At 72.5% G+C, this 24,462-nt stretch carries 21 protein-coding genes and 1 tRNA gene; 10 read left to right on the top strand and 12 right to left on the bottom strand.

Annotation, left to right across the window (positions count from 1 at the left end):
• Positions 1 to 30 precede the first annotated feature (30 nt).
• Positions 31 to 1,539 (bottom strand): potassium/proton antiporter, encoded by a 1,509-nt coding sequence (locus tag E4622_RS14830; RefSeq protein ID WP_134741000.1) that lies wholly within the window; start codon positions 1,537 to 1,539, stop codon positions 31 to 33.
• Positions 1,540 to 1,651: 112 nt separating this feature from the next.
• On the opposite strand from E4622_RS14830, the gene E4622_RS14825 reads away from it, so the two are divergent.
• Positions 1,652 to 3,127, top strand: a complete 1,476-nt coding sequence (locus E4622_RS14825; protein ID WP_134740999.1) for an FAD-binding protein — start codon at positions 1,652 to 1,654, stop codon at positions 3,125 to 3,127.
• Between the two features lie 124 nt (positions 3,128 to 3,251).
• Positions 3,252 to 4,439 carry a pyridoxal phosphate-dependent aminotransferase gene (locus E4622_RS14820; RefSeq protein ID WP_134740998.1) on the top strand — a complete coding sequence of 396 codons (1,188 nt, stop codon included), beginning with the start codon at positions 3,252 to 3,254 and terminating at the stop codon, positions 4,437 to 4,439.
• A gap of 88 nt (positions 4,440 to 4,527) precedes the next feature.
• On the opposite strand, the gene E4622_RS14815 is transcribed toward E4622_RS14820, so the two are convergent.
• Positions 4,528 to 5,874: a YncE family protein gene (locus E4622_RS14815; protein WP_209021961.1), complete on the bottom strand. Its 1,347-nt coding sequence runs from the start codon at positions 5,872 to 5,874 to the stop codon at positions 4,528 to 4,530.
• A 128-nt stretch (positions 5,875 to 6,002) separates the two neighbouring features.
• On the opposite strand from E4622_RS14815, the gene E4622_RS14810 reads away from it, so the two are divergent.
• From E4622_RS14810 to E4622_RS14800, 3 genes are read left to right on the top strand one after another with little or no spacing between them, the layout of a single operon-like run.
• On the top strand, positions 6,003 to 6,479 hold the full coding sequence (locus E4622_RS14810) for a hypothetical protein (protein ID WP_134740997.1): 477 nt from the start codon (positions 6,003 to 6,005) through the stop codon (positions 6,477 to 6,479).
• Complete coding sequence (locus tag E4622_RS14805; RefSeq protein WP_134740996.1) at positions 6,476 to 7,402, top strand: hypothetical protein; 927 nt, start codon at positions 6,476 to 6,478, stop codon at positions 7,400 to 7,402. Before E4622_RS14810 ends, E4622_RS14805 begins: the two co-directional genes overlap by 4 nt.
• A complete protein-coding gene (locus E4622_RS14800; protein WP_134740995.1) occupies positions 7,399 to 8,757 on the top strand; it encodes a hypothetical protein in 1,359 nt (452 codons plus the stop codon). The genes E4622_RS14805 and E4622_RS14800 overlap by 4 nt, the downstream gene beginning before the upstream one ends.
• Positions 8,758 to 8,765: 8 nt before the next feature.
• Here E4622_RS14800 and E4622_RS14795 read toward each other — a convergent pair whose 3' ends face one another.
• Together E4622_RS14795 and E4622_RS14790 are read right to left on the bottom strand one after the other, a co-directional pair.
• Positions 8,766 to 10,175, bottom strand: coding sequence for a VWA domain-containing protein (locus E4622_RS14795; protein ID WP_134740994.1), 1,410 nt, complete (start codon positions 10,173 to 10,175; stop codon positions 8,766 to 8,768).
• Positions 10,172 to 11,035, bottom strand: coding sequence for a MoxR family ATPase (locus E4622_RS14790; protein ID WP_134740993.1), 864 nt, complete (start codon positions 11,033 to 11,035; stop codon positions 10,172 to 10,174). Before E4622_RS14790 ends, E4622_RS14795 begins: the two co-directional genes overlap by 4 nt.
• Before the next feature lie 114 nt (positions 11,036 to 11,149).
• Between E4622_RS14790 and E4622_RS14785 the strand changes: the two genes are divergently transcribed.
• From E4622_RS14785 to E4622_RS22845, 3 genes are all read left to right on the top strand, one after another.
• The gene (locus E4622_RS14785) at positions 11,150 to 11,515 is read left to right on the top strand and encodes a hypothetical protein (RefSeq protein WP_134740992.1); all 366 of its coding nucleotides are present in this window, start codon (positions 11,150 to 11,152) and stop codon (positions 11,513 to 11,515) included.
• Between the two features lie 129 nt (positions 11,516 to 11,644).
• Entirely contained in the window at positions 11,645 to 11,884 is a 240-nt protein-coding gene (locus E4622_RS14780) for a DUF6458 family protein (protein ID WP_134740991.1), read from the top strand.
• 14 nt (positions 11,885 to 11,898) lie between these two features.
• Positions 11,899 to 12,039 (top strand): hypothetical protein, encoded by a 141-nt coding sequence (locus tag E4622_RS22845; protein ID WP_167736099.1) that lies wholly within the window; start codon positions 11,899 to 11,901, stop codon positions 12,037 to 12,039.
• A gap of 9 nt (positions 12,040 to 12,048) precedes the next feature.
• On the opposite strand, the gene E4622_RS14775 is transcribed toward E4622_RS22845, so the two are convergent.
• Positions 12,049 to 13,182, bottom strand: coding sequence for a hypothetical protein (locus E4622_RS14775; RefSeq protein WP_134740990.1), 1,134 nt, complete (start codon positions 13,180 to 13,182; stop codon positions 12,049 to 12,051).
• 111 nt (positions 13,183 to 13,293) lie between these two features.
• Positions 13,294 to 17,394, bottom strand: coding sequence for an Ig-like domain-containing protein (locus E4622_RS14770; RefSeq protein WP_209021960.1), 4,101 nt, complete (start codon positions 17,392 to 17,394; stop codon positions 13,294 to 13,296).
• A gap of 223 nt (positions 17,395 to 17,617) precedes the next feature.
• Here E4622_RS14770 and E4622_RS14765 point away from each other — a divergent pair, with 223 nt between their 5' ends.
• Positions 17,618 to 18,082, top strand: coding sequence for a sigma-70 family RNA polymerase sigma factor (locus E4622_RS14765; protein WP_167736098.1), 465 nt, complete (start codon positions 17,618 to 17,620; stop codon positions 18,080 to 18,082).
• Complete coding sequence (locus E4622_RS14760; RefSeq protein WP_134740988.1) at positions 18,079 to 18,789, top strand: hypothetical protein; 711 nt, start codon at positions 18,079 to 18,081, stop codon at positions 18,787 to 18,789. Before E4622_RS14765 ends, E4622_RS14760 begins: the two co-directional genes overlap by 4 nt.
• Before the next feature lie 117 nt (positions 18,790 to 18,906).
• Here the strand turns inward: E4622_RS14760 and E4622_RS14755 are convergent, their stop codons facing one another.
• The 6 genes from E4622_RS14755 to araB all read right to left on the bottom strand — a co-directional run bounded on the left by E4622_RS14755 (position 18,907) and on the right by araB (position 24,459).
• Positions 18,907 to 19,608 (bottom strand): hypothetical protein, encoded by a 702-nt coding sequence (locus tag E4622_RS14755; protein ID WP_134740987.1) that lies wholly within the window; start codon positions 19,606 to 19,608, stop codon positions 18,907 to 18,909.
• 155 nt (positions 19,609 to 19,763) lie between these two features.
• A tRNA-Ser gene (locus E4622_RS14750) sits at positions 19,764 to 19,850 on the bottom strand.
• A gap of 171 nt (positions 19,851 to 20,021) precedes the next feature.
• Positions 20,022 to 20,504 (bottom strand): hypothetical protein, encoded by a 483-nt coding sequence (locus tag E4622_RS14745; protein ID WP_134740986.1) that lies wholly within the window; start codon positions 20,502 to 20,504, stop codon positions 20,022 to 20,024.
• 75 nt (positions 20,505 to 20,579) lie between these two features.
• Positions 20,580 to 22,091, bottom strand: coding sequence for an L-arabinose isomerase (gene araA, locus E4622_RS14740; RefSeq protein ID WP_134740985.1), 1,512 nt, complete (start codon positions 22,089 to 22,091; stop codon positions 20,580 to 20,582).
• The gene (locus E4622_RS14735; protein WP_134740984.1) at positions 22,088 to 22,777 is read right to left on the bottom strand and encodes an L-ribulose-5-phosphate 4-epimerase; all 690 of its coding nucleotides are present in this window, start codon (positions 22,775 to 22,777) and stop codon (positions 22,088 to 22,090) included. The genes araA and E4622_RS14735 overlap by 4 nt, the downstream gene beginning before the upstream one ends.
• The gene (araB, locus tag E4622_RS14730; protein ID WP_134740983.1) at positions 22,774 to 24,459 is read right to left on the bottom strand and encodes a ribulokinase; all 1,686 of its coding nucleotides are present in this window, start codon (positions 24,457 to 24,459) and stop codon (positions 22,774 to 22,776) included. Before araB ends, E4622_RS14735 begins: the two co-directional genes overlap by 4 nt.
• Between the last annotated feature and the right edge of the window lie 3 nt (positions 24,460 to 24,462).

The raw sequence follows: 24,462 nt of genomic DNA, 5'->3' as shown, positions 1-24,462 counted from the left end.
GTCTCGAAACCCGGTGACCCGGCCGACGACCTAGTCCCGGACGTCCGGCTCGTCGAGCCACTGGGCCAGGCGGCCGCCCCGGCTGACCTGGCGCAGGCGCTCCTCGGTGCGCTCGCGCAGCTTGCGCGGGGTCACGACGAGCACCTCGTCGCCGTGGCGCAGGACCGAGCGGCGCTCGGGGACCTTGGCCTCGCCCTCGCGGATGATGAGTGACACCGAGGCCCCGGGCGGCAGTCGCAGCTCGCCCACCTCGACGCCGTGCATGAGCGACGCCGGGCTGATCGTGATCTGCAGCAGGTCGGCCGCGACCCGGTCGAGCGGTGCCGCCTCGAGCTCGAGGTCGCGGGGCTCCGACCGCCGGGCCACGCGGAGCACCCGCGCCACCAGCGGCAGGGTCGGTCCGGTGAGCAGGGTGTAGATCACGACCATCACGAAGACGATGTCGAAGAGCTGCTCGGCGTCGGCGACGCCCTCCGACAGCGGGATCGTGGTGAAGACGATGGGCACCGCGCCGCGCAGGCCCGCCCAGGACAGGAAGCCCAGGTCCCGCCACGGCATCGGTTGCACCACCGCACTCGCGAGCACCGAGAGCGGGCGGGCGACGAAGGTGAGGATCAGGCCGGCGGCCACGGCCAGGCCCACCGTCTCCAGCGAGATGCGGCCGGGTGACAGCAGCAGCCCCAGCATGACGAACAGCCCGATCTGGGCCACCCAGGCGATCCCCTCCGAGAACGAGCGCGTCACCCCGCGGTGCGGGAGCTCGGAGTTGCCGAGCACCAGCGCGGCGACGTAGACCGCGGCGAATCCGGAGACGTGCACGGCGGCGCCACCGGCGTAGGCGAGCATCGTGAGGCAGATGACCGCGATCGGGTAGAGACCCGACGAGGGCAGCGCCGCGCGCCGCATGACCCAGGCGCCGCCGAAGCCCACGGCGAGCCCCAGCAGCACGCCGCCGGACAGCTCGAAGAGGATCTCCAGGAGCATCCGCCAGATGCCCTCGTCGGCGGCCGCGCCCGTCGACACCAGCACCACCAGGACGACGGTGGGAGCGTCGTTCAGCCCGGACTCCGCCTCCAGCGAGCCGGTCAGCCGCCGTGGCAGCGGCACCGTGCGCAGCACCGAGAACACTGCGGCGGCGTCGGTCGCGGACGTCACCGCGCCGAGCAGCACCGCGGTCTCCCAGGACAGCCCGAGCAGGTAGTGCGAGCCGAGGGCGACGACGCCGACCGACACCGCGACCCCGATCGAGGCCAGGGAGACGCCGATGCGCATCGACGGCTTGATCTCGCGCCAGCTGGTCGTGAGCCCGCCCTCGGCCAGGATCAGGACCAGCGCGGCGAAGCCGAGTGCGTGGGCGAGCTCGGCGTCCTCGAAATCGATGCCGAGGCCCTGCTCGCCCAGCAGGACGCCCATGAGCAGGTAGATCAGCAGGCTGGGCAGGCCGGCGCGCGAGGAGAGCCGCACCGCGAGGACGGCCAGCAACGTGACGCCCGAGCCCAGCAGCAGGAACGTGTCGAGCTGGTGGACGTCGAAGCTCATGTCACCTCGTCCTGCTTTGGCGGGGCGGCGGAGACGCAGTCTATCGGTGCGGCGCCCCTCGCCCGGACCGGTCGCCGTCGCGTGAAACTGGAACATGTTCTACCTTTGCTCCATGAGCACCAAGGGCACCGCCGTCCCCGACGTCCTGCCTGCGGGCGACCTGCCCGCCGACGTCGCGTCGTACGACGTCGTGGTGGTCGGCTTCGGGATCGCCGGTGGCTGCGCGGCGCTGGAGGCGGCCCGCGCCGGTGCCTCCGTGCTGCTGCTCGAGCGGGCGGCCGTGCACGGCGGCACGTCGTCGATGTCCGGCGGCCACTTCTACCTCGGCGGGGGCACCGCGGTGCAGCAGGCGACCGGCCAGGAGGACTCGGTCGAGGCGATGTACGACTACCTGCTCGCCGTGTCGAAGGACCCCGAGCCGGACAAGATCCGGGCCTACTGCGACGGCTCGGTCGAGCACTTCGACTGGCTGGAGGCGCTGGGCTTCGAGTTCGAGCGCAGCTTCTACCCCGAGAAGGCGGTGATCCAGCCCGGGACGCAGGGGCTGATGTTCACCGGCAACGAGAAGGTCTGGCCATTCCGCGAGCAGGCGCGCCCGGCTCCACGTGGCCACAAGGTCCCGGTGCCCGGCGACACCGAGGGCACCCGGATCGTCATGGACCTGCTTCGCGACCGGGTCGCGGAGGCGGGCGTCACCGTGCGCTACGAGACCGGCGCGACCAACCTGGTGGTCGACGACGCCGGCGCGGTCGCCGGGGTCGCCTGGCGCTCCTTCGACGAGACCGGCTTCGTCGCAGCCGCCGCGGTCGTCATCGCCGCGGGCGGCTTCGTGATGAACCCCGACATGGTCGCAGAGCACACCCCGGCCCTCGGGTCCAAGCTCTTCACGCTCGGCTCGACCTACGACGACGGGCTCGGCATCCGGCTGGGCCAGTCGGTCGGCGCCGAGCTCAAGCACATGGACGAGCCGTTCATCACCGCGCCGCTCTACCCGCCGTCGGTGCTCGTGAAGGGCCTGCTGGTCAACCAGGAGGGTCGGCGCTTCGTGGCCGAGGACAGCTACCACTCGCGCACGTCGCAGTTCGTGATGGAGCAGACCGGCTCGGCGGCGTACCTCATCGTCGACAGCGAGCACGTGGAGTACCCCAAGATGCCGCTCGTCCCGCTCCTCGACGGGTTCGAGACGGTCGCGGAGATGGCCACCTCCCTCGGTGTCGCGGAGACGACGCTGCAGGAGACGCTCGACCGCTACAACGAGCACGCCGCGCGCGGCGAGGACCCCGACTTCCACAAGGCGCCCGACTGGCTGGCGCCGCAGTCGGTCGGCCCGTGGGCGGTCTTCGACGTGCGCCTGGGCCACGCCCTCTACGCCGGCTTCACCCTCGGCGGCATCCGGGTCACCGTCGACGGGGAGGCCCAGCGCCCCGACGGCTCGGTCGTCCCGGGCCTGTACGCCGCCGGCGCCTGCGCCTCCAACCTCGCCCAGGACGGCAAGGGCTACTGCTCCGGCACCCAGCTCGGCGAGGGGTCGTTCTTCGGTCGACGGGCTGGTGTGGCCGCCGCCCGTCGCGCCGCCTCCGGCGGTTGAGGAGGTTGCGCAGCAACCGTCTCGAAACCCGGTGAGACGAACGCGGCGTCGGGGACACCTCCGGGGGTTTCGAGACAGGCGCCAGCGCGCCTTCCTCAACCCACGGGGGGTTAGCCTCACCTCCGTGACCGACCGCCTCCTGGTGGCGCAGCGCGCCAACGTGCCGCCGTTCCACGTGATGGACCTGCTGGAGGCCTCCGCGCGGCGCCAGCGCACGCACGGCGACGTGCTCAACCTCCTCGCCGGGCAGCCGAGCAGCGGGGCGCCGGCGCCGGTGCGCGACGAGGCGGTGCGGCTGCTGGGCAGCGGCGACCCGCTCGGCTACACGCCGGCGACCGGGATCCTCGAGCTGCGCGAGGCGATCGCGGGTCACCACCGCCGCACGCACGGCATCGAGGTCACCGCCGACGACGTCGTGGTGACCACGGGCTCGAGCGGTGGCTTCCTGCTGGCGTTCCTGGCGGCGTTCGAGGTCGGCGACCGCGTGGCGATGGCGCGGCCGGGATACCCCTGCTACCGCAACGTCCTCAGCGCCCTGGGCTGCGAGGTCGTGGAGATCGCGACCGGTCCCGGGACCCGCTTCCAGCCGACGGTGGCCCGGCTCGCCGAGGCCCACGAGCGCACGCCGCTCAAGGGGGTCGTGGTCGCCAGCCCCGCCAACCCGACCGGGACCATGCTCCTGCCCGCCGAGCTCGCGGCGATCGCGCGGTGGTGCGACGACAACGCCGTCCAGCTGATCTCCGACGAGATCTACCACGGCATCGAGTACGCCGGCCTCGACGGCGGCGAGACGCTCGCGCGCTCGGCGTGGGAGACCAGCCGCGAGGCGGTGGTGTTCTCGAGCTTCTCCAAGTACTTCTCGATGACCGGCTGGCGGATCGGGTGGATGCTGGTGCCCGAGCGGCTGCGGCGCGCGGTCGACGTCCTCACCGGCAACTTCACGATCTGCCCGCCGGTGATCGCCCAGCGCGCCTGCCTGGCGGCCTTCGACGACGCGACGTACGCCGAGCTCGACGGCCACGTGCGCCGCTACGCGGAGAACCGCCGGCTGCTCCTGGACGCCCTCCCCGGCCTCGGCGTCACCCGGCTCGCGCCGGCCGACGGCGCGTTCTACGTCTACGCCGACGTCGGCCACCTCACCCAGGACTCGATGACCTTCACCCACGACCTCCTGGCCCGCACCGGCGTCGCGCTCGCCACCGGCGTCGACTTCGACACGACTGAGGGTCACCACTACGTCCGGCTCAGCTTCGCCGGCCCCCGCACCGACATCGAGCAGGCCCTCGACCGCCTCCGCCGCGACTGGACCTAGCTCGCCTCGTCGGGATAGTCCCTCACAAATTCGTGGGTAGGAGGTCTCTCAAAGCACTCGGACGTGAGGGACTATCCCGGCGGCGCGCTCATCCGCCCGCAGGGCGCTCCCAGGCGGAGAGGGGAGAGGTGCGGGTGGGGGCCGACGAGGTGGCGTGGCCGAGGCGGGCGAGGAGGCCACGGCGGACGACGCCGTTGCGCACGCGCTGGGGGTGGTCGCCGACCTTGGTGGTGCTGACGACGCGGGCGGTGCGGTAGCTGATCCGGGAGACCGTGTCGGAGCCGGACCAGGAGATGTAGCAGTAGCGCCCGTCCCAGCTCGGGGTCACCCAGTAGGGCTTGAGGCCGCGCTTGATGAGACGGCTGTGCCGGCCCGTGCGCGGGTCCACGACCGTCGCGTAGTCCGACATCGTGCCGGCCACGCACAGCCGTTTGCCCGTCGGGTCCATGGCGATGCCGTGGTGGGCGGAGTCGAGCAGGTACTGCTCGCGCGGGGTGTTCGGGACCAGGTTGGGCAGGCGGCGTACGCGGGTGATCCGGCCCGTACGGCGGTCCAGCTGGACGAAGCCGTGGAAGAAGGACAGCTGCAGGTAGATCTTCCTCTCGTTCGGCGAGAGCGTCATCGGGCGGACCGCCGTGCTGACCTGGTCCAGGCCGCGCGCGTCGAGCGCCTTGCGCAGGTCGTAGCGGCGCACGACCTTGAACGTCGTGGCGTCGACGACCTGCAGCACCCGGTCGTCCTTCGTGGCGTCGAGCGCCGGGTCGTCGAGCGGGCTGTAGACCATGCCGATGCTGGCGTGCAGGATGCGGCGGCCGCCGTCGATGAAGACGCTCTCGTGGGGGGAGCCGCCCGAGGGGAAGCGGCCCACCTCCTTGCCGTCCGCCACGCGCAGCACGTGCACGACGTTGCCCGTGGACGCGCTCACCACGACGCGCCGGCCGTCCGGTGAGATCGCCATGTGGTCCGAGCGCACCCCGGCGACGGCGAAGCGCCAGACGATCCTCTTCGTGCGCAGGCTGATCGCGACCACGTCACCGAAGGACGGGCGCGAGACCACGACGAGGCGGCCGTCGCGTGAGGAGTACATGTCGTCGACGAGCTGGTCGTTGCCCTCGCCGATGAGCTCGCGGATGGCCAGGAAGTAGGCGAGCCGGTAGGGGTTGGTCGCGATCTCCTGCATGCGGGCGGCGTAGTCGGGCACGACGTCGATCCGGGCGACCCGGCGGAAGGTCCTCGGGTCGAGCACGTCCGCCGTGCCCTCCCAGTTGTTGCCGACGAACACGACGCGCCGCACGTGCTTGGACACCGCCGCGGGTCGCGGCTCGGCGGCGACGGCCGCCGCGGCCTCGGCGGGCGCGGACAGCGGCCCGAGGGCGGCGCCCAGCGTGAGGACCAGCGCGAGGACCAGCGCGCGAGCGGGTGCGGAGCGCAGCATGGGGACTCCTTCGTGACGGGCGACACCATGATCGGGCGCGCAGAAGCGTTTCGGGAGAGTTCAACGAGGGAAAGCGCAGAACGACACGAACAGGCAGAGCACCAACCAGGCGGAGCCAGGCGGAGGGCGTGACGATGTACGGCGACACCGACGTGCTGCGCAGGCGCGCCGACCAGCTGCGGGAGCAGGCCGTCGACGTGCGGATGCTGGCCGACCAGCTGGTCGCGCAGACCGAGAGCCTCGGCTGGACCGGCCGGGCGGCCGAGAGCATGCGGCTGCGCGTGCAGGAGCGGGCCGGCCACCTGCGGGCGGTCGCCGGCGCCCACGACACCGCCGCCGACTCGCTGGACCGGCACGCCCAGGACGTCACCACGCTGCAGGACGCGATCGCCGAGCGGGAGCGCACCGCGGCCTCGCTCGTCGCCGACGCCCGCACCCGGGTGGCCCAGGTCGAGGCCGCCAACGAGGAGGCCGACGCCGCCGTACGCCGCGTGGCCGACGCCGACGACCTCGCCCTGGCCGCCGTCACCCTGCCGCCCCCGGGCCACCGGGACTGGCTGACCGTCGAGCTGCCCGGACTCCGCGACGACTCGAGGACCACATGACCACCATCGACCTCAGCACGCCTCCGCCCCCGCCGGTCGGGACTCTCGAGGCCCTCCCCCGCCGGGCCACGCTGACGCTGGCCGAGCTGCGCCTGGTCGCCGAGCACGCCGGCGGCGCACCGCTGCCGTTCGACCTCGCCGCCCCGCCCGAGGCGCCGCCCCTGGAGGGCCGCCTCGGCCAGACGCGCGGGACCTCCGAGGACCAGGCGTACGCCGACGCGGTGGCCACGCTGCACGAGGGCTCCGACTCGCTGGGCCGGCGCGGGCTGATGGTCGGTGGCGTGGTCGACGAGGGCCTCGTCGGCGCCGTGGGCCTGCTGGCCACCCCGACCCTGGCGCTGGACCTCGACGTCACCGCCGACTCCGTGCAGGCCAAGTCCTGGCACCGGCAGGCCGGTGACGCGGTGGCGACCCTGGCCACCGTCGACGGGATCGTCTTCGAGCTGGCGTGGTTCCCCACCGCCCACTGGCCCTCCGAGCTCGCCCGGGTCGCCGTGGTCCCCGAGGACCTCGCGCTGCGCGACTCCGTCGTGCCCGACGAGGTCGACCTTCCCTACGAGCTGGTCGACGCCGCCGTCGAGGCGGCCGCGGCCTCGCGCAACGACCTGCTGCCCGTCCTCGCCTCCCAGCACTCGCAGGCCGCCCGCGACGCGGCCGGCCGCGCGCTGGGCGAGTCCGAGCTGGTGGCGATCCTGACCGCGCTGGTCGGCGAGACCCAGGGGCGCCTGCGCGGCATGGTCGCCGACGTCTCGACCGAGTCCACCACCGTGGTGGGGGTGGTCTCGTGGGTGCTGCTGGCCGACGGCTGGCGCGCCCTGTGTCCCCACCTGGAGCACGAGGTCCTGCGCGTGCGCGTCCAGCGCGTCGACGCGGCCGACCTCGCCCCCCACCTGGCCCCGGTCCTCGCGGAGGTGTCCCGATGAACGACGACGAGACAAGCCAGGAGTCGGTCACGGCCGCCGCCGCCCGGGAGGAGCGCGAGGTCCCGACCACGCAGGCCGAGGCCCTCGACCTGGCCGACAAGTACGACCGCATGATGCGCCTGGCCGACCACTTCGACTCGGCCGGCGAGGAGATGCGGGAGCGCGCCAGGCTCGGCTCCGACATCGTCGACGACCCCGAGCTCGTGGCGTCCGCCGAGCTCTCGCCCGCGACGCACGCCCAGGCGGAGGAGGACATCCGCACGGCGACCACCGGCACCCGCGGCCTGCTGACCCGCTCCATCGAGCTCGACGCCGACGCCCTGGTCCTGCGCGCGACCGTGCTGACCTACCGCTGGATCGACGAGCTGCAGGTCGCGGCCTACCAGACCCTCGGCTCCATCGCCGGGCGCGCGATCGGCTACCTCGCGCCCGAGGTGGCGCTCGGCGGCGCGATCGTGTCGGCCGGCCTGATCGAGACCGACGCGCTCGACCGCGACGGCGTGGCGGCGTACCTCAACGAGCTGGCGGAGAAGAACCCCGAGCTCATGGAGCACGTCACCAGCGGCGGCGGCGGGCTGCTGGACGGCCTCCAGATGCGCTCGCTGCTCACCTCCGGCGTGTTGTCGGGCGAGGAGGGCCGCCTCGCCGGCCGAGGCGGGCTGCGGGCCATGGGCGTGCCGACCCTGGCGGCCGACTTCGGGGCCGCGCTCCGCGACACCGCCGGCGGCCTCGTCGAGGCCACGCCGACGGCCGAGCCGCTCGTCGCCGACGCGGCGGCTCCCCGCACGCTGGCCGACCTGATGTCCGCGCTCGAGCACGCCGCCACCAGTGTGGTCGTCCACAAGGTCACCGAGGGCCGCTACATCGCCTACCTCCCCGGCCCCTCGACCGGCGACGGGCGCCGGCTGCGGCTGGTCGGCGGCGACCGCACGGAGTACGCCGCGCAGGTGCTGCAGGCCATCGAGTCCGCCGTGGAGGGCGACACCGCCGCCCACGTCATGCTGGTCGGGTCCGCCCAGGGCGGGGTGACGGCCGCCGAGGTCGCCGCCGGGCTGCCCTCGACGGCGTTCGTGATCGACCAGGTCGTCACCGCCGGGGCGCCGTCGGCCCACGTGCCGCGGATCCCCGACGGCACCCGCGTGCTGTCGTTGGAGGACCGCTCCGACCCGGTCGCCGTGCTCGGCTCGCTCATGAGCGCGGGCGCGAGCAACCGGCTCACGGTGGTCTTCGACAGCGCCGGGCGCAACGGCGAGAGCATCTACGTCACCGGCGGCCGCGCGGCCGACACCGCCACGCACCCCGAGCTCCGCGCCGAGATCTCCCGCATCCAGTCGCTCGGCTACCTCGCGGGCTAGGGCCTCGATCAGATCGCGAGGTCGTGCACGAACTCGGCGAGCTGGGTGAGGTTGCGGCACTCGACCATCGGCACGATCTCGCCGTACGTCGGCGCCGCGGAGTCGCCGGTCCCCCAGTGCCGCCGCGCCTCGGGGTTGAGCCACCAGGCGTGCCGGGTGGAGTCGGCGAGGCGCTGCAGCACGTCGGCGTGGAGGTCGCTGTAGTTGGAGCGGGCGTCGCCCAGGATCAGCAGCGACGACTTGGGACCCAGGGCATCGGGGTGCGACTCCTCGAACTTCGCGAGCGCCCGGCCGTAGTTGGTGCGGCCCCACAGGGCGGCGTGCGAGGTGCTCGCCGCGAGGTCGGCCATCACGTCCACGACGTCGGCGCCGGGCCGGAAGTGGTGGGTGACCTCGTGGACGTGGTCGATGAAGGTGAACGCACGCACCTTCTGGAACTGGTCCTGCAGGGCGAAGACCAGCAGCAGCGTGAACTGCGCGAAGTTGGCGACCGAGCCGCTGACGTCGCACAGGACGACGAGCTCGGTGCGGTGCGGCCGCTTGGGCTTGTGGTGGGTGACCAGGGGGACCCCGCCGGTGGACATCGAGGCCCGGACCGTACGCCGGAAGTCCAGCGGCCCGCGTCGGCGCGCGTGGTGCTCCTGGGTCAGCCGCGTCGCGAGCCGGCGCGCGAGCGGGTAGATCTCCCGGCGCATCTCCTCGAGGTCGGACTTGCGGGCCGCGGTGAAGTCGAGCCGGTCGATGCTGGGCTTGATCGCCACGGTGGCCACGTGGTCGGGGCCCTTCTCCTCCGCGATCCGGCGCCGGGCGTCGTCCTCGACGCGACGCGTGAACGCGCCGATGCGGCGGCCCGAGGTGCGCTGCGCCTCCTCCTCGGTGCGGCCCTCGGCGAGCAGCGCCGCCATGATCCGGTCGAGGAGCTCCTGCGGCGCGACCCGCTGCATCGCGGTGTACGCCGACCAGGACGACAGGCCCGGGCCACGCCCCGGCATGGCGCCGAAGCGCCCGACCATCTCGGCGGCCAGCCGTAGCAGCCGCTGCTCGTCATCGGCGGTGAGCGCCTCGACGAGGTCCTCGCGGAACGACGCGAGCGCCTGGGCGTTGTCGCGCGCGCCCGGCCCCTCCCCCGCCGCGTCCTCGTCGCTCGGCGCCGCGCCCGCGCCGACGAGGCGCGGGAAGTAGATGTCGAACAGCGCCTCGAACGTCGGGCGCTGCACCTGCCGCTTGACCAGCGTGGCGGCGTAGGCGTCGCGGATGACGACGCGCTCGGACCAGTCCAGCGCGGTGAGCGCCGCGATCGCGTCCAGGTCCTCCGCCAGCGAGACGGGCAGGCCGGCCCCTCGTAGCGCCTCGAGGAAGGCGATGTGGCGGTCGACCAGCCCCGAGGCGGCCGGCGCCGGACCGGTGCCGGGAGTCATCGCTTCAGCCGGAGCTCGCGGATCGCCCGGTCGTGGTCGGAGGCGTGCTTGAGCACGACGCCGAGGGTGTCGTTGACGGCCTTGTCGTCCAGGTCGCGGATCTCGAGGGCGATCAGCGTGCGTGCCCAGTCGACGGACTCCGCGATCGACGGCGCCTTCTTCAGCTCCAGCTCGCGCAGCCGACCGACGGTCGCGACCAGCTGCCCGGCGACCTTGTCGTCCAGCCCGGGCACCTGCGAGGCGACGATCTCGCGCTCCCGCTCGGCGTCGGGGTAGTCCAGGTGCAGGTAGAGACAGCGCCGCTTGACGGCCTCGGAGAGCTCGCGGGTCGCGTTGGAGGTCAGGAAGACCAGCGGGCGACGTACGGCGGCGACCGTGCCGAGCTCGGGGATCGTCACCTGGAAGTCCGAGAGCACCTCGAGCAGCAGCCCCTCGACCTCCACGTCGGTCTTGTCGACCTCGTCGATGAGCAGGACGGTCGGCTCCTCGCGGCGGATCGCCGTGAGCAGCGGCCGCGTGAGCAGGAACTCCTCGGTGAAGATGTCGTCGTGGGTGGCCGACCACTCCTGGTCGCCCGACGAGGCCTGGATGCGCAGCAGCTGCTTCTTGTAGTTCCACTCGTAGAGCGCGCGCGCCTCGTCGAGCCCCTCGTAGCACTGCAGCCGCACCAGCTCGGCGCCCGTCGCCCGCGCCACGGCCTTGGCCAGCTCGGTCTTCCCCACGCCGGCGGGCCCCTCGATGAGCATCGGCTTCTCGAGAGCGCCGGCGAGGAAGGTGGTGGTGGCGGTGGCCGCGTCGGCGAGGTAGCCCGACGCGGTCAGTCGCTCGGCGGCATCGGCGGGTGAGGCGAACCAGGTCATGCCTCATCCTCGCCTACGACGGCAGCGACGGCGGGTCGGCGTCGGTCCGTGACCCCCGTGACCCCGCCTCGGATCCCTCGTTGGACTGCAGAGCGAGCGGCGGGAGGTGCCGACATGGGACGCAGACCGCCCCCACGCCACGCCGTCGCGCTGACCGTGGTCAAGTCCGTCGTGCTGGTCGCCGTCGTCGCGCTCGGCTTCGGTCTCGTCGGGGGCACCGGCCCGGAGGGGCCTGCGGGGCAGCCGCCGGCGAGCACGGTGGAGGCGCGCCGGCCCACCGGCGCCCTGCTGCGCGCCATGGACCGCCACGACTGCGTCGAGGTCGACTTCGACGCCGACGTCCAGCCCCGCTCCGCGCTCGTCCGCCGGCACGGACGGCTGCTCCAGGTGTCCTTCGAGGAGGGCTGGGAGGTCTTCACCGAGCGCCGCCCGGGCCGGTTGCTCGCCCTGTGCCTGGACGACCTCCCGCCGGTGGGCTAGTCCACCGGCGGCGCGCCGACCCGCATCTTGCCTGGTCAGAGGCCTCTATCGATGTTTCACTGGACGGGCGACCGGGTATCCGGCCGGGGTTGGTCCCACGGAAGGGACCACGGAGCAAGGGAGCTCGACATGGGATACGGACTCGGAGCTTTTCTCCTCGTCGTGGGACTCGTCCTGGCGCTGGCCGTCCAGGACAGCATCAACGAGGTCGACCTGCAGATGGTGGGCTGGATCTGTGCGCTGGTGGGACTCGGCGTCATCATCCTCTCGGCCGTCACGATGAACAGCGGACGCCGCGCCCGCAGCACCGCCACCACCGTCCACCCCGACGGCAGCCAGACCGTCAGCGAGCGCCGCACCGAGATCTGAGCCCGGAGCGACACGTGCCTGACCAGGCGATGGCCGCCGCCGTCGACGTCCGCGGACACGAGCACCAATGGATGCTCAGCACCGTGGACTACGACGACGGCGGCCTGTCGGTCTCCCAGTTCGACTGCAGCTGCGGCGGGGTCACCTTCCGCTGACCCGTCCGCTCACGACGACGGCGACGGCGACGCCGGCGGCTCGTCCGGCGGAGCCAGGTAGAAGCCCGTCGCCGTCCCGATGACGACGTACGCCAGGGCGCGGGTGAGCGGGCGCAGCCCGGCCCCCTCGGACGGGAGCGGGATGTCCCCGGTGTCCTCGGCGGCCACCACCAGCGACAGCGCGCGCGTGGCCTCCGTGGCCAGCGTCGCCCCCGGCGCCTGCGGCAGTCCCGCACCCTCGACCAGCTCGACGCCGTCCAGCGCCTCGTCGAGGTCCTCGAGCTGGCCCTCGGTCCGGGTCTGGAGGACGACGGCCACCAGCTCCCCCGACGACCTCCGCTGCCCGCCCTCGTCGTAGCGGCCTGTCGCCGACACCAGCAGCGCCTGGCGACAGCCGGCGAGCTCGGGCACGTCGCCGGCGACTCGCAGCGCGGACGCGGCGGTGTCGCAGTCGACCACCTCCAGCACAGAGGCGTCGATGCCGATGGGGAAGTCCCCGGTGAGCCCCTCGTCGCCACCGTCGACCTGCGCCGCCGTCCGATCCAGCCAGGCGCCGCGCGGCTCGGTGTCACCGACGATCTGCAGCACCAGCAGGCCGATGCCCGACCAGGCGACGACCAGCACCGCCGCCGCGACGGACCGCCGCCACCACGATGGGCGTGAGCCGAGGATCGACATCGCGAGCAGCACGATCGCGAAGTTGCCCAGCAGCCCGGCCAGCGCCATGGACGTGAACACCTCGCCGGTGTCGGCGAGGCCACCGCCGACCGCCTCGTTCAGGGAGCGGGCGAGACGACCGCCGTTGTTGCGGCCAGGCATCGTGCCCCAGAGGAACAGGGCGACCGGCGACAGCGCCACGACCGCGGCCCAGCCCCCCACCCGCCCGTGGCGCTTGAAGACTCGAGCGACTCCCAGGCACCCCAGTGGGAAGACCGCCCAGAGGGTCACCAGGATCGCCACCAGCCGCGCGTGGTCGGCGTCCGCGGCGAGGTAGAGCCACGGCGCCACCGTCATGGCCCACCAGCGGCCGGCGACGGCCAGCCCCACCAGGCCGGCGAGCAGGCCCACGACCATGAGGAGTGCGACCCACCACCTCGTCTTCGGCGCGTCCGGGGACCGGCGCCTCTTCACCTTGATGGCCACGGGGATCTCCTGGTCGGGGGCGGTCGGGCGAAGCCTAGGGACCCCGCGGACGCCGCAGGGGAGGGGCCCTGTCGGACCCCTCCCCCGCAGCACTCTCGGACCTGCGTCGCGCTACTTCTTGATCAGCAGCACGACCTTCTTGCGGGTCACGGCCCCGCCCGACGCCGCGCGGAACACCACCGTGACGGTGGTCCGGTAGCGGCCTCGGGTGTTGAGCACCTTGCGCGCCGCCGGCTTGAGCCGCACGGGCACGGCGAACGTGCCCGCCCCGGCGGTCCGACGCAGCACACCGATGACCTTCGGGCCGGACAAGGCGACGGCGCCGGCCGTGTTGACGCTCACGCGCACCGTGGCGGTGCCCTTCTTCTTGTCCTTCGTCACCGCGCCCAGCGCCAGCGTCGGGCGGACCGGCGGCACCTCCTTCGTGGCCACCTCGATGGTGAGCCCCTCGGAGGTGGTCTCCTGGCCCGAGGAGTCGGTGACGACCGTCGTGAAGGTGATCTCCTTCCCGGCGTCCGCCGTGCCCGGCGTCCAGGTGAAGGAGTACGGCGCCGTGTCGGCCACCGCCACCTGCTCACCGTCGACCAGCAGCGCCGCCGAGCGCACCGCGAAGTCGTCCGCGGCCCGGACCAGGGGGAACACCGTCTCCCCGACCTTGACCTGCGAGCCACCCAGCGGGTCGACGAGGGAGGCCACCGCCTCCTCGTCGGTCACCTCTCCGGCCGTGGTCGGCACGCTCCCCGGCGGCGTCGAGAGACGCCCGGGGGTGGTGACGGTCGCCGCCGAGGTGGTGTCGGGCCCCGAGACGGCCTCGGTGCCGGCGGAGGGGTCGGCCGGTCCACCCGGGACCGGGTTGCCCTGGCCCACGAAGCTCGCCTGCAGCGCGAACGGCGCGCCCTCGCGGACCGCCGTCCCGTCGGCGTTCGCGTTGTAGGCGGCGAACCCGTTGCCGGTGATGATGTCGCCGGTCGCGGTGACCGAGCCCGCGTCGCGCAGCAGGATGCCGAACGACTGGGCGGGGGCGGGCCTGAAGTAGTTGCCGGTGACGCGGCTGTTCCTCACGAACCCGTCCGACCCGCTGGTGTACTCGATCCCGGTCTGCGGGAACAGGCCGTTGGCCTTGCCCTTGACGACCGTGTCGGCGACGTAGCCGTGCTGCTCGATGCCGGTCCGGACCACGTTGTCCGCGCCGCCGTCCTTGCCGCGGGCACCGTCGAACAGGATGCCGCCCGACTGGTAGCCGGTGACGACGCTGTCGGTGACGGTCAGCTCGGTCTCGACCGTCCCCGGACCGGAGCCCAGGATCGTGCCGGTCTTGACGATGCCCCAGCCGTGCGGGCTCTCCTCGAGCTCGTCGGCCGACGTCGCGACCCGCATCGGGCCGACCACGCTCTCCGAGACCCGGCCGGCCGCGTTGAAGTAGCCGATGCCGGCCTCGGCGTAGGTGCTGCCGGCGGTCACCGTCACACCCGAGATGTCGACGAACAGCTCGTTGGTGTCGGTCGAGCCCAGCGACTGCCGCGACACCGTGATGACGTTGCCGCCCCCGTCACGCAGGTACGGCGTGACGCCGGCCAGCGAGTCGAGGGACTGGTCGGGCAGGATCGTGACCTTGTCGGCGCCGGCGCCCTTGATCTTCAGGGGCTTGGTGATCGTGAGGCCGTTCATCGCGCCCGTGGCCACAGGGTTTCCGGGGCCGAAGACCGGGGTCGAGGACTCCTCGTAGCGTCCCTCGCACACCACGACGGTGTCCCAGGGGGCGGCGAAGTCCACCGCTTCCTGGATCGAGCCGAAGCTCGCGGTCGGGCACTGGGCCTTGTCGTCGTCGACCACCCAGGAGGTGGCGGAGAACGGGTCGCCCACGGTGTCGTTGAGCTTCACGTTGCCCGGGGTGTTGTCGTAGGCCGTGAGGAACGCGGCCGGGTCCGGGCCGGTCGCCGGCGCGCCGTGACCGGCGCCCTGGTCGACCGCCGTGCCGTCGGAGAGCACGAGCGGCTCGTCGACCGCCGCCTCCTGGAAGCGCAGGTCGGCCAGCTGGATGGAGCCCGACTGCGGGGTCCCCTCCTCGCCGAAGCGCAGCTCGACCTCGTCCACCTTGGTGAGGTCGACGCCCTGGGCGGCGAACTCGCTGAGCGGGACCCGGATCTGGTCCAGCACGATGTGCGTGTTGGCGGTGTTGGTGCCCGTCGACATGTGCAGGGCGTTGCCCCAGCGCTCGTCCCCGGCCTTGACCGTGGCCTCGTGGCCGGCGGTGTCGGTGAGTGCGATGACGAAGTCCTGCGTCGTCGACGTGGTGTCGTACGACGTCGGCTTCTCGTTGGGCCACGCGAAGTCCGGCGACGTGCCGGTGCGGGTGTTGTCGCCGCGGTTGTCGGCGCCGGGGTTGCGCAGGTCGAAGAAGTTGACGTCCGCACCCATCGTCAGCGCCTTGAGCCCGCTGACGTCCTGCGACGCGGCGGGGATGTCGGCGGTGAGCCGCGCGTCCTGGCCCGGCTCCCAGGCGAGCGCCAGCTGGCGACCGTAGGAGTGGTTGACCGGGGCGTTCTCGCGGATGGCGTTCTGGCCGCCGAGCTCGGCCTTGCCCGGCAGCGGGCACGCCTTGGCGCCGGTGGGCTGCGTGCCGAGACCCAGCTGCGCGGGCGCGAAGTGGTCGGGCTCGGGGTTGCACCAGTCGTAGCCGCCGGCCGTCTTCTTCGGCAGGGCGACCGCGCCGTTGTCGAGGTAGGGGTAGGCGAATCCGCTGCCGCTCAGGGTCCCGCCCAGGGCGTTGAGCCCGAGCGGGTTCGCGACCTCCGGACGGATCACGTCGACGCGCTCGTCGGCCCCGGGGAAGTAGCTGGTGGACACGTACTCCTTGCAGGGGATCCGGGTGCCGGACGTGCTCGTCGGGCAGGCCGTGGCCGGGAGCTGCAGGTGGGAGTCGGTGTCGGAGAGCTCACCGGTCAGGTAGGGGTCGAACGCACCCTCGCCGCCGACGTAGCGCCGGAAGAAGGCCGACATGGTGGCCAGCCCGATCTTCTCCTGGTCGCCCATCCGCGCCGGGTCGCCGGAGATCTTGGTGTTGACCAGCGGGTCGTAGGTGGCGCTGTTGTCCTTGACGTAGTTCTTGGCCGGCACCGCGGGGTCGGCCGCACCGCTGAGGCGGATGTTGTTCGGGTGGACGTTGGTGGCGGAGAACGGCGCGCTGTTGCCGCACGCCGCGTCGTTGTTGTTCGTCCCGTCCGCGTCACCGTCGGCGTACCAGACGGAGTTGTACCAGTTGTGGATCGCACCGAGCTGGGAGGACTGGATGCGCGGGAACGGGTCGTCACCGTTGATGTACTGGCTGCGCTCGTAGAAGCGGGCGCCCTGCAGGTTGGAGACGTCGCCGTCGCAGAACGGCAGGATCGTCATGTAGGGCACGCCGTACGGCGCCTTGCGCTCGTAGTCGACCGGCGCCAGCGAGATCACGCCGCGCAGGGGGTAGCGCGGCCCGTCGGTGCGGATCCGGTTGTAGTCGATGAAGCTGGTGACGCCGTCACCACCGCGCGAGTGGCCCATGAGGCCGATCCGCGTCAGGTCGAGCTTGCCGACGAGGGTCGTGCCGATCGTGGTGTGCTCGTCGACGGGTAGCCCGCCCGCGGCGTTGGCCGCGCTGAGAGCGTCGAGCGTGGCGGCGATGAGGAGACGGCGCTGGTGCATGCCCTTCCCCTTGGCGGTGTCCTGGCGCATCATCATCTGGTCCTGCGAGACCGAGAAGGTCGTGTAGCCCCAGGTGGCGAGGTTCTCCGCGAGGTAGGCGTAGCCGGCCTCGTTGCGCTTGTACGCCGAGCAGGTCGCGGTGGTGGAGTTCTGGCCCGCGTCGCACGATCCGTGGTTGCCGTGCACGAGCACCAGCACCGGCGAGGGCTCCGCGCGGTCGGCCGGGTAGTACAGCTGTCCGCGGATCTCCAGCTGCTCCGGCGCCTGCGCGGAGCCGGCGGTCGGCGCGTTGCCGGCGGAGTTCGGCTCCTGGAGCGAGGCCAGCCCGAGCTTGCTCTCCTGGATGACAGCCGGGGTGTAGCCGCCCCGGCCCATCGGGTCCGGCAGCTCGCCGCCGGGGGCGGCGGCGACCGGGGCGATCGGCGCGGCCGCCTGGGAGGCCGCCGTCACCCCCGCCACCGGTGAGATCAAGGCCGCGATCAGCGGCAGCAGCGCCAGACGGCGCCAACGCGTGGAGGGCGGTACCCGCACGGTTACTCCTCGTTGTCCCTGTGGCCGGGAGTCGGCCAGCCGGCTCAGGTTAGGGATGCGGAATTACGCCCGAGGAGCGCCGAGGTTTCCGCCACCGACGGGTTCCGCGGCGTTGTATGCCGGGCGTGTAAACACGTCGATGCGGTGCTGGAGACGTGTCCGGTCACCCCACACGGGCGACGGGTGCAACGTTCTCCACCTCCTCGGCGACAGAGTGGGCGTGATGACGACATCCGCGCAGGACCCGGGCCCCGACCTGGAGGAGACGTACCGCCAGCACCGGCTCACGCTGCTGCGTCTGGCCTACCTGATGTGCGGCTCCCACGACGCGAGCGAGGACGCCGTCCAGGCGGTGTTCGCCTCGGCCCACGAGCGGTGGGACCAGGTGCGGGACCCCCTGCCGTACCTCAAGCGCGCGGTCGTCAACCAGGTCAAGGACGGACAGCGTCGGCGCTTCCGTCTGTTGGCGCGGCCACCCGAACGCCCCGCCGTGGACCTGCCGCCCGAGATCGACGAGACCTGGGCCGAGCTCGCCCGGCTCTCGTGGACGCAGCGCGCCGTCGTCGTACTGCACTACTACGAGGACCTGCCCCTGACCGAGGTCGCTGCCGTCCTGGGGCGCCCGGCCGCCACCGTGCGCTCCGACCACCGCCGGGCTCTGGACCACCTCCGAAGGGCACTCTCATGAACACGCTCCTGGATCCCGACCTCGTCGAGCAGCGACTGCGGCGCACGCTCCGCACGGTGGCCGGCACGGTCACCGAGGATCAGGCCTTCGGTGCCGGGCGAGCCCCGGTCGTGCGGAGGTCGCACCGCGGGCGATGGATCGGCCTCGGCATCGTCGCCGTCGCCGTCCCCGTGACGCTCGCTGCGGCAGCGGTCGTCCGGCAGGGACCGGAGTACGTCGACACCATCCCGCCCGAGCAGGTCGTGATGTCGGGCAGCGTGGACGGGAGCCGCTACCTGCTCGCCGAGACCACTCGTACCAGCTGCGGGGAGCCGCTCACCGGCGTCGAGCTGATCGAGGAGCGGGAGAACCTGCTCGGCAGCGAGTGGAACACCACGCTCTACGAGTACGGCGACACCATCGGCCTCCCGTGCGGCCACCGCATCGACCCCACGCGCTACCTCGCGCGGCCGGCGCTCTACACGGACTCCGGCGTCGCGGTCGGCGACTCCTTCGTCTGGGTCTACGCCGTCCACCCGGACGTCACCGGGGTGCGCATCACGGCCGACGACTACTCCGAGACGTTGGCTGTCTACCCGGTCGACGGCGCGGGGTTCGCCCCCTTCGAGATCCCACGAGACCTGCGCGAGTACACCTCCGAGCTCCTCATCGACGGCCAGGTGGTCCCGGGGTCGGCGGAGACGCACCGGGTGCCTCGGGACGAGTGACCCCCACCGCGTCGCCCCTCTGGCCGGGAGTCGGCCAGCCGACTCGGGTCAGGGATGCGCGGGTCACAGGGAGTGGGCGTGCTCGTCACCTTGGCCGAGGTGGTGCGGGCGCCCACCTCACCAACCCGCGACGCTCCCCCGCCAGTTGGGGCAGATCCGGACCCGGGACGACCGGGACTTCGCGCTGTTCGTCGTATTGCCCACCGTGATCTGGAAGCCGAAGTTCACGCCGTAGCACTTCCAGGCGATCTTCTTGTTCGGCTTCAGGAAGGTGCGCTCCTGGCCGACGTAGGAGAGCACCGCGTCGTCGTTGCGCAGCAGAGCCGCGCGGCGCTTCGTCTCTGAGCTGAACTTGAGGAAGGTCTTGGCCTTCGTGTCACAGCTGGGCCAGATCTCCAGCCCCAGGTCGAAGCTCGCCGGGAAGCCGATGAAGCTGCTGACCGAGGGGTTGAAGCTGCACTTGTACCCGCGCGTATGCGCCTCGATGCTGATCTGCGACCAGGCCTTGCGCACCTTGTTGGGGCACGAGGCACCGTCGGGCTTGAAGCCGGCCAGCCGGAGACTGTTGTAGCGCAGCTTCATGGAGACCAGGTAGGTGTAGGTGTCGCTCGTCGAGGCCGGGTCGCGGTGGTTGTAGACGGCGAGATAGTCCTTGACGCCGTTCACCGTCCACTTGATGCAGATGCTGGGACTGTGCAGACGGATGGTCCCGGAGGTCGAGTAGCCCTCCTTGAAGTACTTCGACTTCTCGGTGTCGGCGCTGGCCGGGCTCGCGGGGACCGCGACCAGCACGGCCGTCACCAGCGCGAGCAACAGCATGAGGACTCGTCCGTGACGGGGCATCGACGTACCTTCCGAGAGGCGTTGCGCGTGGGGTGGAGTATGCGCTCGGGCCCAGCGGGAGGCAACGCCCTCGGACACTGAAGACGAAAGAGACCCCCGACACCGGAACGGTCGGGGGCCACTCTCATCGGCGGTGGCGGAGGGATTTGAACCCTCGGTCGGCTTGCACCGACAAACGCTTTCGAGGCGTTCTCCTTAGGCCGCTCGGACACGCCACCGCGGGGAAGGTTACCGGAGCGCGTCGGGGTCGGTGAAATCTGGGTGACCCCCGCCCCTGAGCTGTCTGGCCGGGTAGTCCCTACAACCGCGTCGCTCTTCACGGTGTGTCGCGACGCGGATGTGAGGGACTATCCCGACAGGCAGGAACGAAACGACCGCAGCGGACTGCGCTACTCGACGGTGACGGTGGCGGTGTTGCCGGAGATGTCCTCGCGGACCTCGTAGGTGCCGGGCTCGTCGAAGCGGAAGGACTCGTCGAGGCCGGTCGTGACGGTGTAGCCGTCCAGGTCGCCGACGATGACACCGAAGATGCCCTCGCCCCCGCCCGTCGTGAACGCGACGATGTCGCCGACGGCCACCGAGGTCTCGGCGGGCTCGAAGCCGGCGTCGCTGACGGTGACCGTCGCGGCGGGCGCGGCCACGTTGTCGACGAACACGACCCCGCCTGCCGGAGCGCCTTCCCCCGGCTCCTCGGCCGGCTCCTCGGCCGGCTCCTCCGCAGGCGGCGCGGACTCCTCGGGGGTGGAGCCCGCGTCCGCCGACGGTGAGGAGGTCTCCGCCGGCTCGTCGTCGCCGGAGCACGCGCCGAGGCCCAGGGCCAGCGCGAGCGCGAGGGCGGCGGCAGGGAGCGGCCGGGGCCGGGGAGGGGTCATGCGCCGGACGCTAGTGCGGCCGGTCGCCCCGGCGCGTGCGTGATTCGGCTTAATCGAGCCGCGGCGACCGACGCGTCAGAGGCCCTGGGCCAGGCGGTGGTAGGCGGCGTTCCAGCGCAGCTCGCGCTGGAAGGACCGGGGCGTGGTGTCGGCGTCGATGGTGACCATCTCGACCCCGGTCATCTCCGCGAAGTCCTCGAGGATCTCGACGCCCACGGCCTGCGAGAGCACGGTGTGGTGGGGGGCGCCGGCCATCAGCCACGACTCCGCCGACGTCGACAGCGACGGGCGCGGCTTCCAGACCGCGCAGGCCACGGGCAGCCGCGGCAGGTCCTCGTCGGGCTCGACGCAGTCGATCTCGTTGACGGTCAGGCGGAGCCGGTCGCCGAGGTCGGCGAGGCCTGCGACCACGGCGGGGCCGGCGTCGCCGGTGAAGCGCAGCCGCACGGGGTCCTCGCGGCCGCCGATCGAGAGCGGGTGGACCTCCAGCGACGGACGCTCGCTGGTGATGCTCGGGCAGACCTCGAGCATGTGGGCGCCGAGGATCTTCTCCTCGCCCGGGACCAGGTGGTAGGTGTAGTCCTCCATGAACGACGTGCCGCCGGGCAGCCCCGAGGCCATCACCTTGGTGGCGCGCAGCAGCACCGACGTCTTCCAGTCGCCCTCGCCGCCGAAGCCGTAGCCGTCGGCCATCAGCCGCTGCACGGCCAGCCCCGGCAGCTGGCGCAGCCCGCCCAGGTCCTCGAAGTTGGTGGTGAAGGCGCCGAACCCGCCCTCGCCGAGGAAGGCGCGCAGGCCCAGCTCGACCCGGGCGCCGTAGCGCAGCGAGTCGTGGCGCTCCCCGGAGGGCAGGAGCTCGGGGGCGACGCGGTAGGTGTCGGCGTACTCGGTGACGAGCTTGTCGATGTCGGTGTCGGCGACCTGGTCGACGACCGCGACGAGGTCGTTGACGCCGTAGGTGTTGACCGAGACCCCGAAGCGGCGCTGGGCCTCGACCTTGTCGCCCTCGGTGACGGCGACGTCGCGCATGTTGTCGCCGAAGCGGACCAGCCGCAGGGTGCGCGTCTCGTGCCGGCCCACGGCGGCGCGGGCCCAGTGGGCGATGCGCCGCGTGACCGCCGGCGACTCGACGTGCCCCGCGACCGTCTTGCGGGCGATGCCGAGGCGGGACTGGATGTAGCCGAACTCCCGGTCGCCGTGGGCGGCCTGGTTGAGGTTCATGAAGTCCATGTCGATGGTCGACCACGGCAGCGCCATGCCGGCCTGGGTGTGCAGGTGCAGCAGCGGCTTCTGCAGGGCGTCGAGCCCGGCGATCCACATCTTGGCCGGCGAGAACGTGTGCATCCAGGCGATGACGCCGACGCACTGCGGGGCGCTGTTGGCGTCCAGCATCTGGCGGTGGATGGACGCGGCGTCGGTGAGCACCGGCTTCCAGACGACGGTGGTCGGGAGCTCGCCGGCGGCGCCGAGCCGCTCGACGATCCCCTGCGACTGGGCGGCGACCTGGTCCAGCGTCTCGGGACCGTAGAGGCCCTGGCTGCCGGTGAGGAACCAGACCTCGGGGAGGGGCGTGGTGGTCGTGGTCATCGTGGGTCCTTCTGCTGTCCGTAGACGTGCTGGTAGCGGTCGAAGAGCGAGTCGACGTCGGCCTGGGCGATGGGGAGCGGGGTGCCGAGCTGGCGCGAGACGTGCACCGTGCGGGCGACGTCCTCGCACATCACCGCCGCCTTCACGGCGGCCCTCGCGGTCGCTCCGATGGTGAAGACGCCGTGGTTGCGCATGAGCACCGCCGGCGAGCGGCTGCCGCGCAGGGTGTCGACGATCCCGCGGCCGATGGAGTCGTCGCCGATGACGGCGAACGGGCCCACCGGGATCTCCCCGCCGAACTCGTCGGCGCCCATCGTGAGCACGCACGGCACCGGCTCGCCGCGCGCCGCCCACGCCGTGGCGTACGTCGAGTGCGTGTGCACCACGCCGCCGACCTCGGGCAGCTCGCGGTAGACGTAGGCCTGGGCCTCGGTGTCGGACGACGGCGCGTGCTCGCCCTCGACCACCCGGCCCCTCAGGTCGCAGACGACCATGTTGTCGGGCGTCAGGTCGTCGTAGGAGACGCCGCTGGGCTTGATGACCAGCAGGTCGTGCCCGGGCACCCGCGCCGAGACGTTGCCGGCGGTCCACACCACCAGCGCGTAGCGGGTCAGCTGCTCGTGGAGGGCGCACACCTCGCGGCGCAGCGCCACCACCGTGTCGCGGACGTCGGCGGTGACGGTCATCGGGACTCCCTTCGCGCGACGGCCTCGCGCCGCAGCGCCTTCAGCCGGCGCATCGTGGGCTGCTCGCGACCGAAGTGGTCGTGCAGCTCGAGGTAGATCTCGAACAGCCGGTCGTAGGCCTGCGCCCGCGCCTCGTCCGGGAGGTGGACGTCGTGGCGGACCTTCCCCATCGACGTGGCCGCGGTCGGGACGTCGGGGTAGCAGCCGGCCGCCACGGCCGCGTGGATCGCGGCCCCCAGCGCCGGGCCCTGGTCGGAGTCGAGGATGGAGAGCGGGAGCCGCGTGACGTCGGCGTAGACCTGCATGAGCAGCGCGTTGCGGGCCAGGCCGCCGGCGACGGTGAGCCCCTCGACGGGGATCCCGCTGTCGCGGAACGTCTCGACGATCACCCGGGTCCCGAACGCGGTCGCCTCCAGCAGGGCCCGGTAGGTGTCCTCCGGTCTCGTGGCCAGGGTGAGGCCGACCACGAGGCCCGAGAGCTCGTGGTCGACCAGCACCGAGCGGTTGCCGGAGTGCCAGTCGAGGGCCACCAGCCCGTGCTCGCCGATCTCCTGCTGCGACGCGAGCCGGGTGAGGTGCTCGTGCAGCGACTCCCCCGCGGCGGCAGCCGCGTCGGCGTACGCCGGCGGCACGCCGTGCTGCACGAACCAGCCGAAGATGTCGCCGACCCCGCTCTGGCCGGCCTCGTAGCCCCAGGACCCGGCGACGATCCCGCCGTCGACGACCCCGCACATGCCGGGCACCTCGCGCAGCTCCTCGGAGCTCATCACGTGGCAGGTCGAGGTGCCCATGATCGCGACCATCTGGCCGGGTCCCACGGCCTGGGCCGCCGGTGCGGTCACGTGGGCGTCCACGTTGCCGACGGCGACCGCGATGCCCTCGGGCAGCCCGGTCCACGCGGCGGCCTGAGCGGTCAACGAGCCCGCGCGGTCGCCGAGCCGGCCGATCGGCTGGTCGACCTTGTCGGCGACGAAGCCCTCGAAGCCAGGAGCGAGCGCGCCGAGGAACCCCGGGGAGGGGTAGCTGGCAGCGTCGCCGTCGAGGCGTTGGAGGTTGCCCTTGTAGCCGGCCGAGCAGGCGTTGCGGACGTAGGCGCCGCACAGCTGCCAGACGATCCAGTCGGCGGCCTCCACCCAGCGCTCGGTGCGGTCGTAGAGCTCGCGGTCCTCCTCGAAGAGCTGCAGGCCCTTGGCCAGCTCCCACTCGGAGGAGATCAGGCCGCCGTAGCGCGGCAGCCAGGCCTCGCCCCGGGCCTCGGCGAGCCGGTTGATCCGGTCGGCCTGGCCCTGCGCGGCGTGGTGCTTCCACAGCTTCGCGTAGGCGTGCGGCCGGTCAGCCAGCCCGTCGAGCTCGCAGAGCGGGGTGCCGTCGGCGAGCGTCGGCACCATCGTGCAGGCGGTGAAGTCGGTGGCGATCCCGACGACGTCGGTCGGGTCGATCCCGGCGCTCGCCACGGCCGCGGGCACCGCCGTGCGGAGCACCTCGCGGTAGTCCTCCGGGACCTGGAGGGCCCACTCCGGGGGCAGCCGGCGCGTCGCCCCCGGCAGGCTGTCCTCCAGCACCGCGTGCGGGTAGGCGTGCGTCGCGGTGCCGACCTCGGCGCCGTCGGACACGCGCACCACGAGGGCGCGGCCCGAGAGGGTGCCGAAGTCGACCCCCACGACGTACTGCTGCTCGGTCATCTC

This window comes from Nocardioides sp. 503 (assembly GCF_004522095.1).
Classification (GTDB): domain Bacteria; phylum Actinomycetota; class Actinomycetes; order Propionibacteriales; family Nocardioidaceae; genus Nocardioides.
Note: the sequence above shows the minus strand (reverse complement) of the source record. Positions and strands in the feature narration are given on the sequence as shown.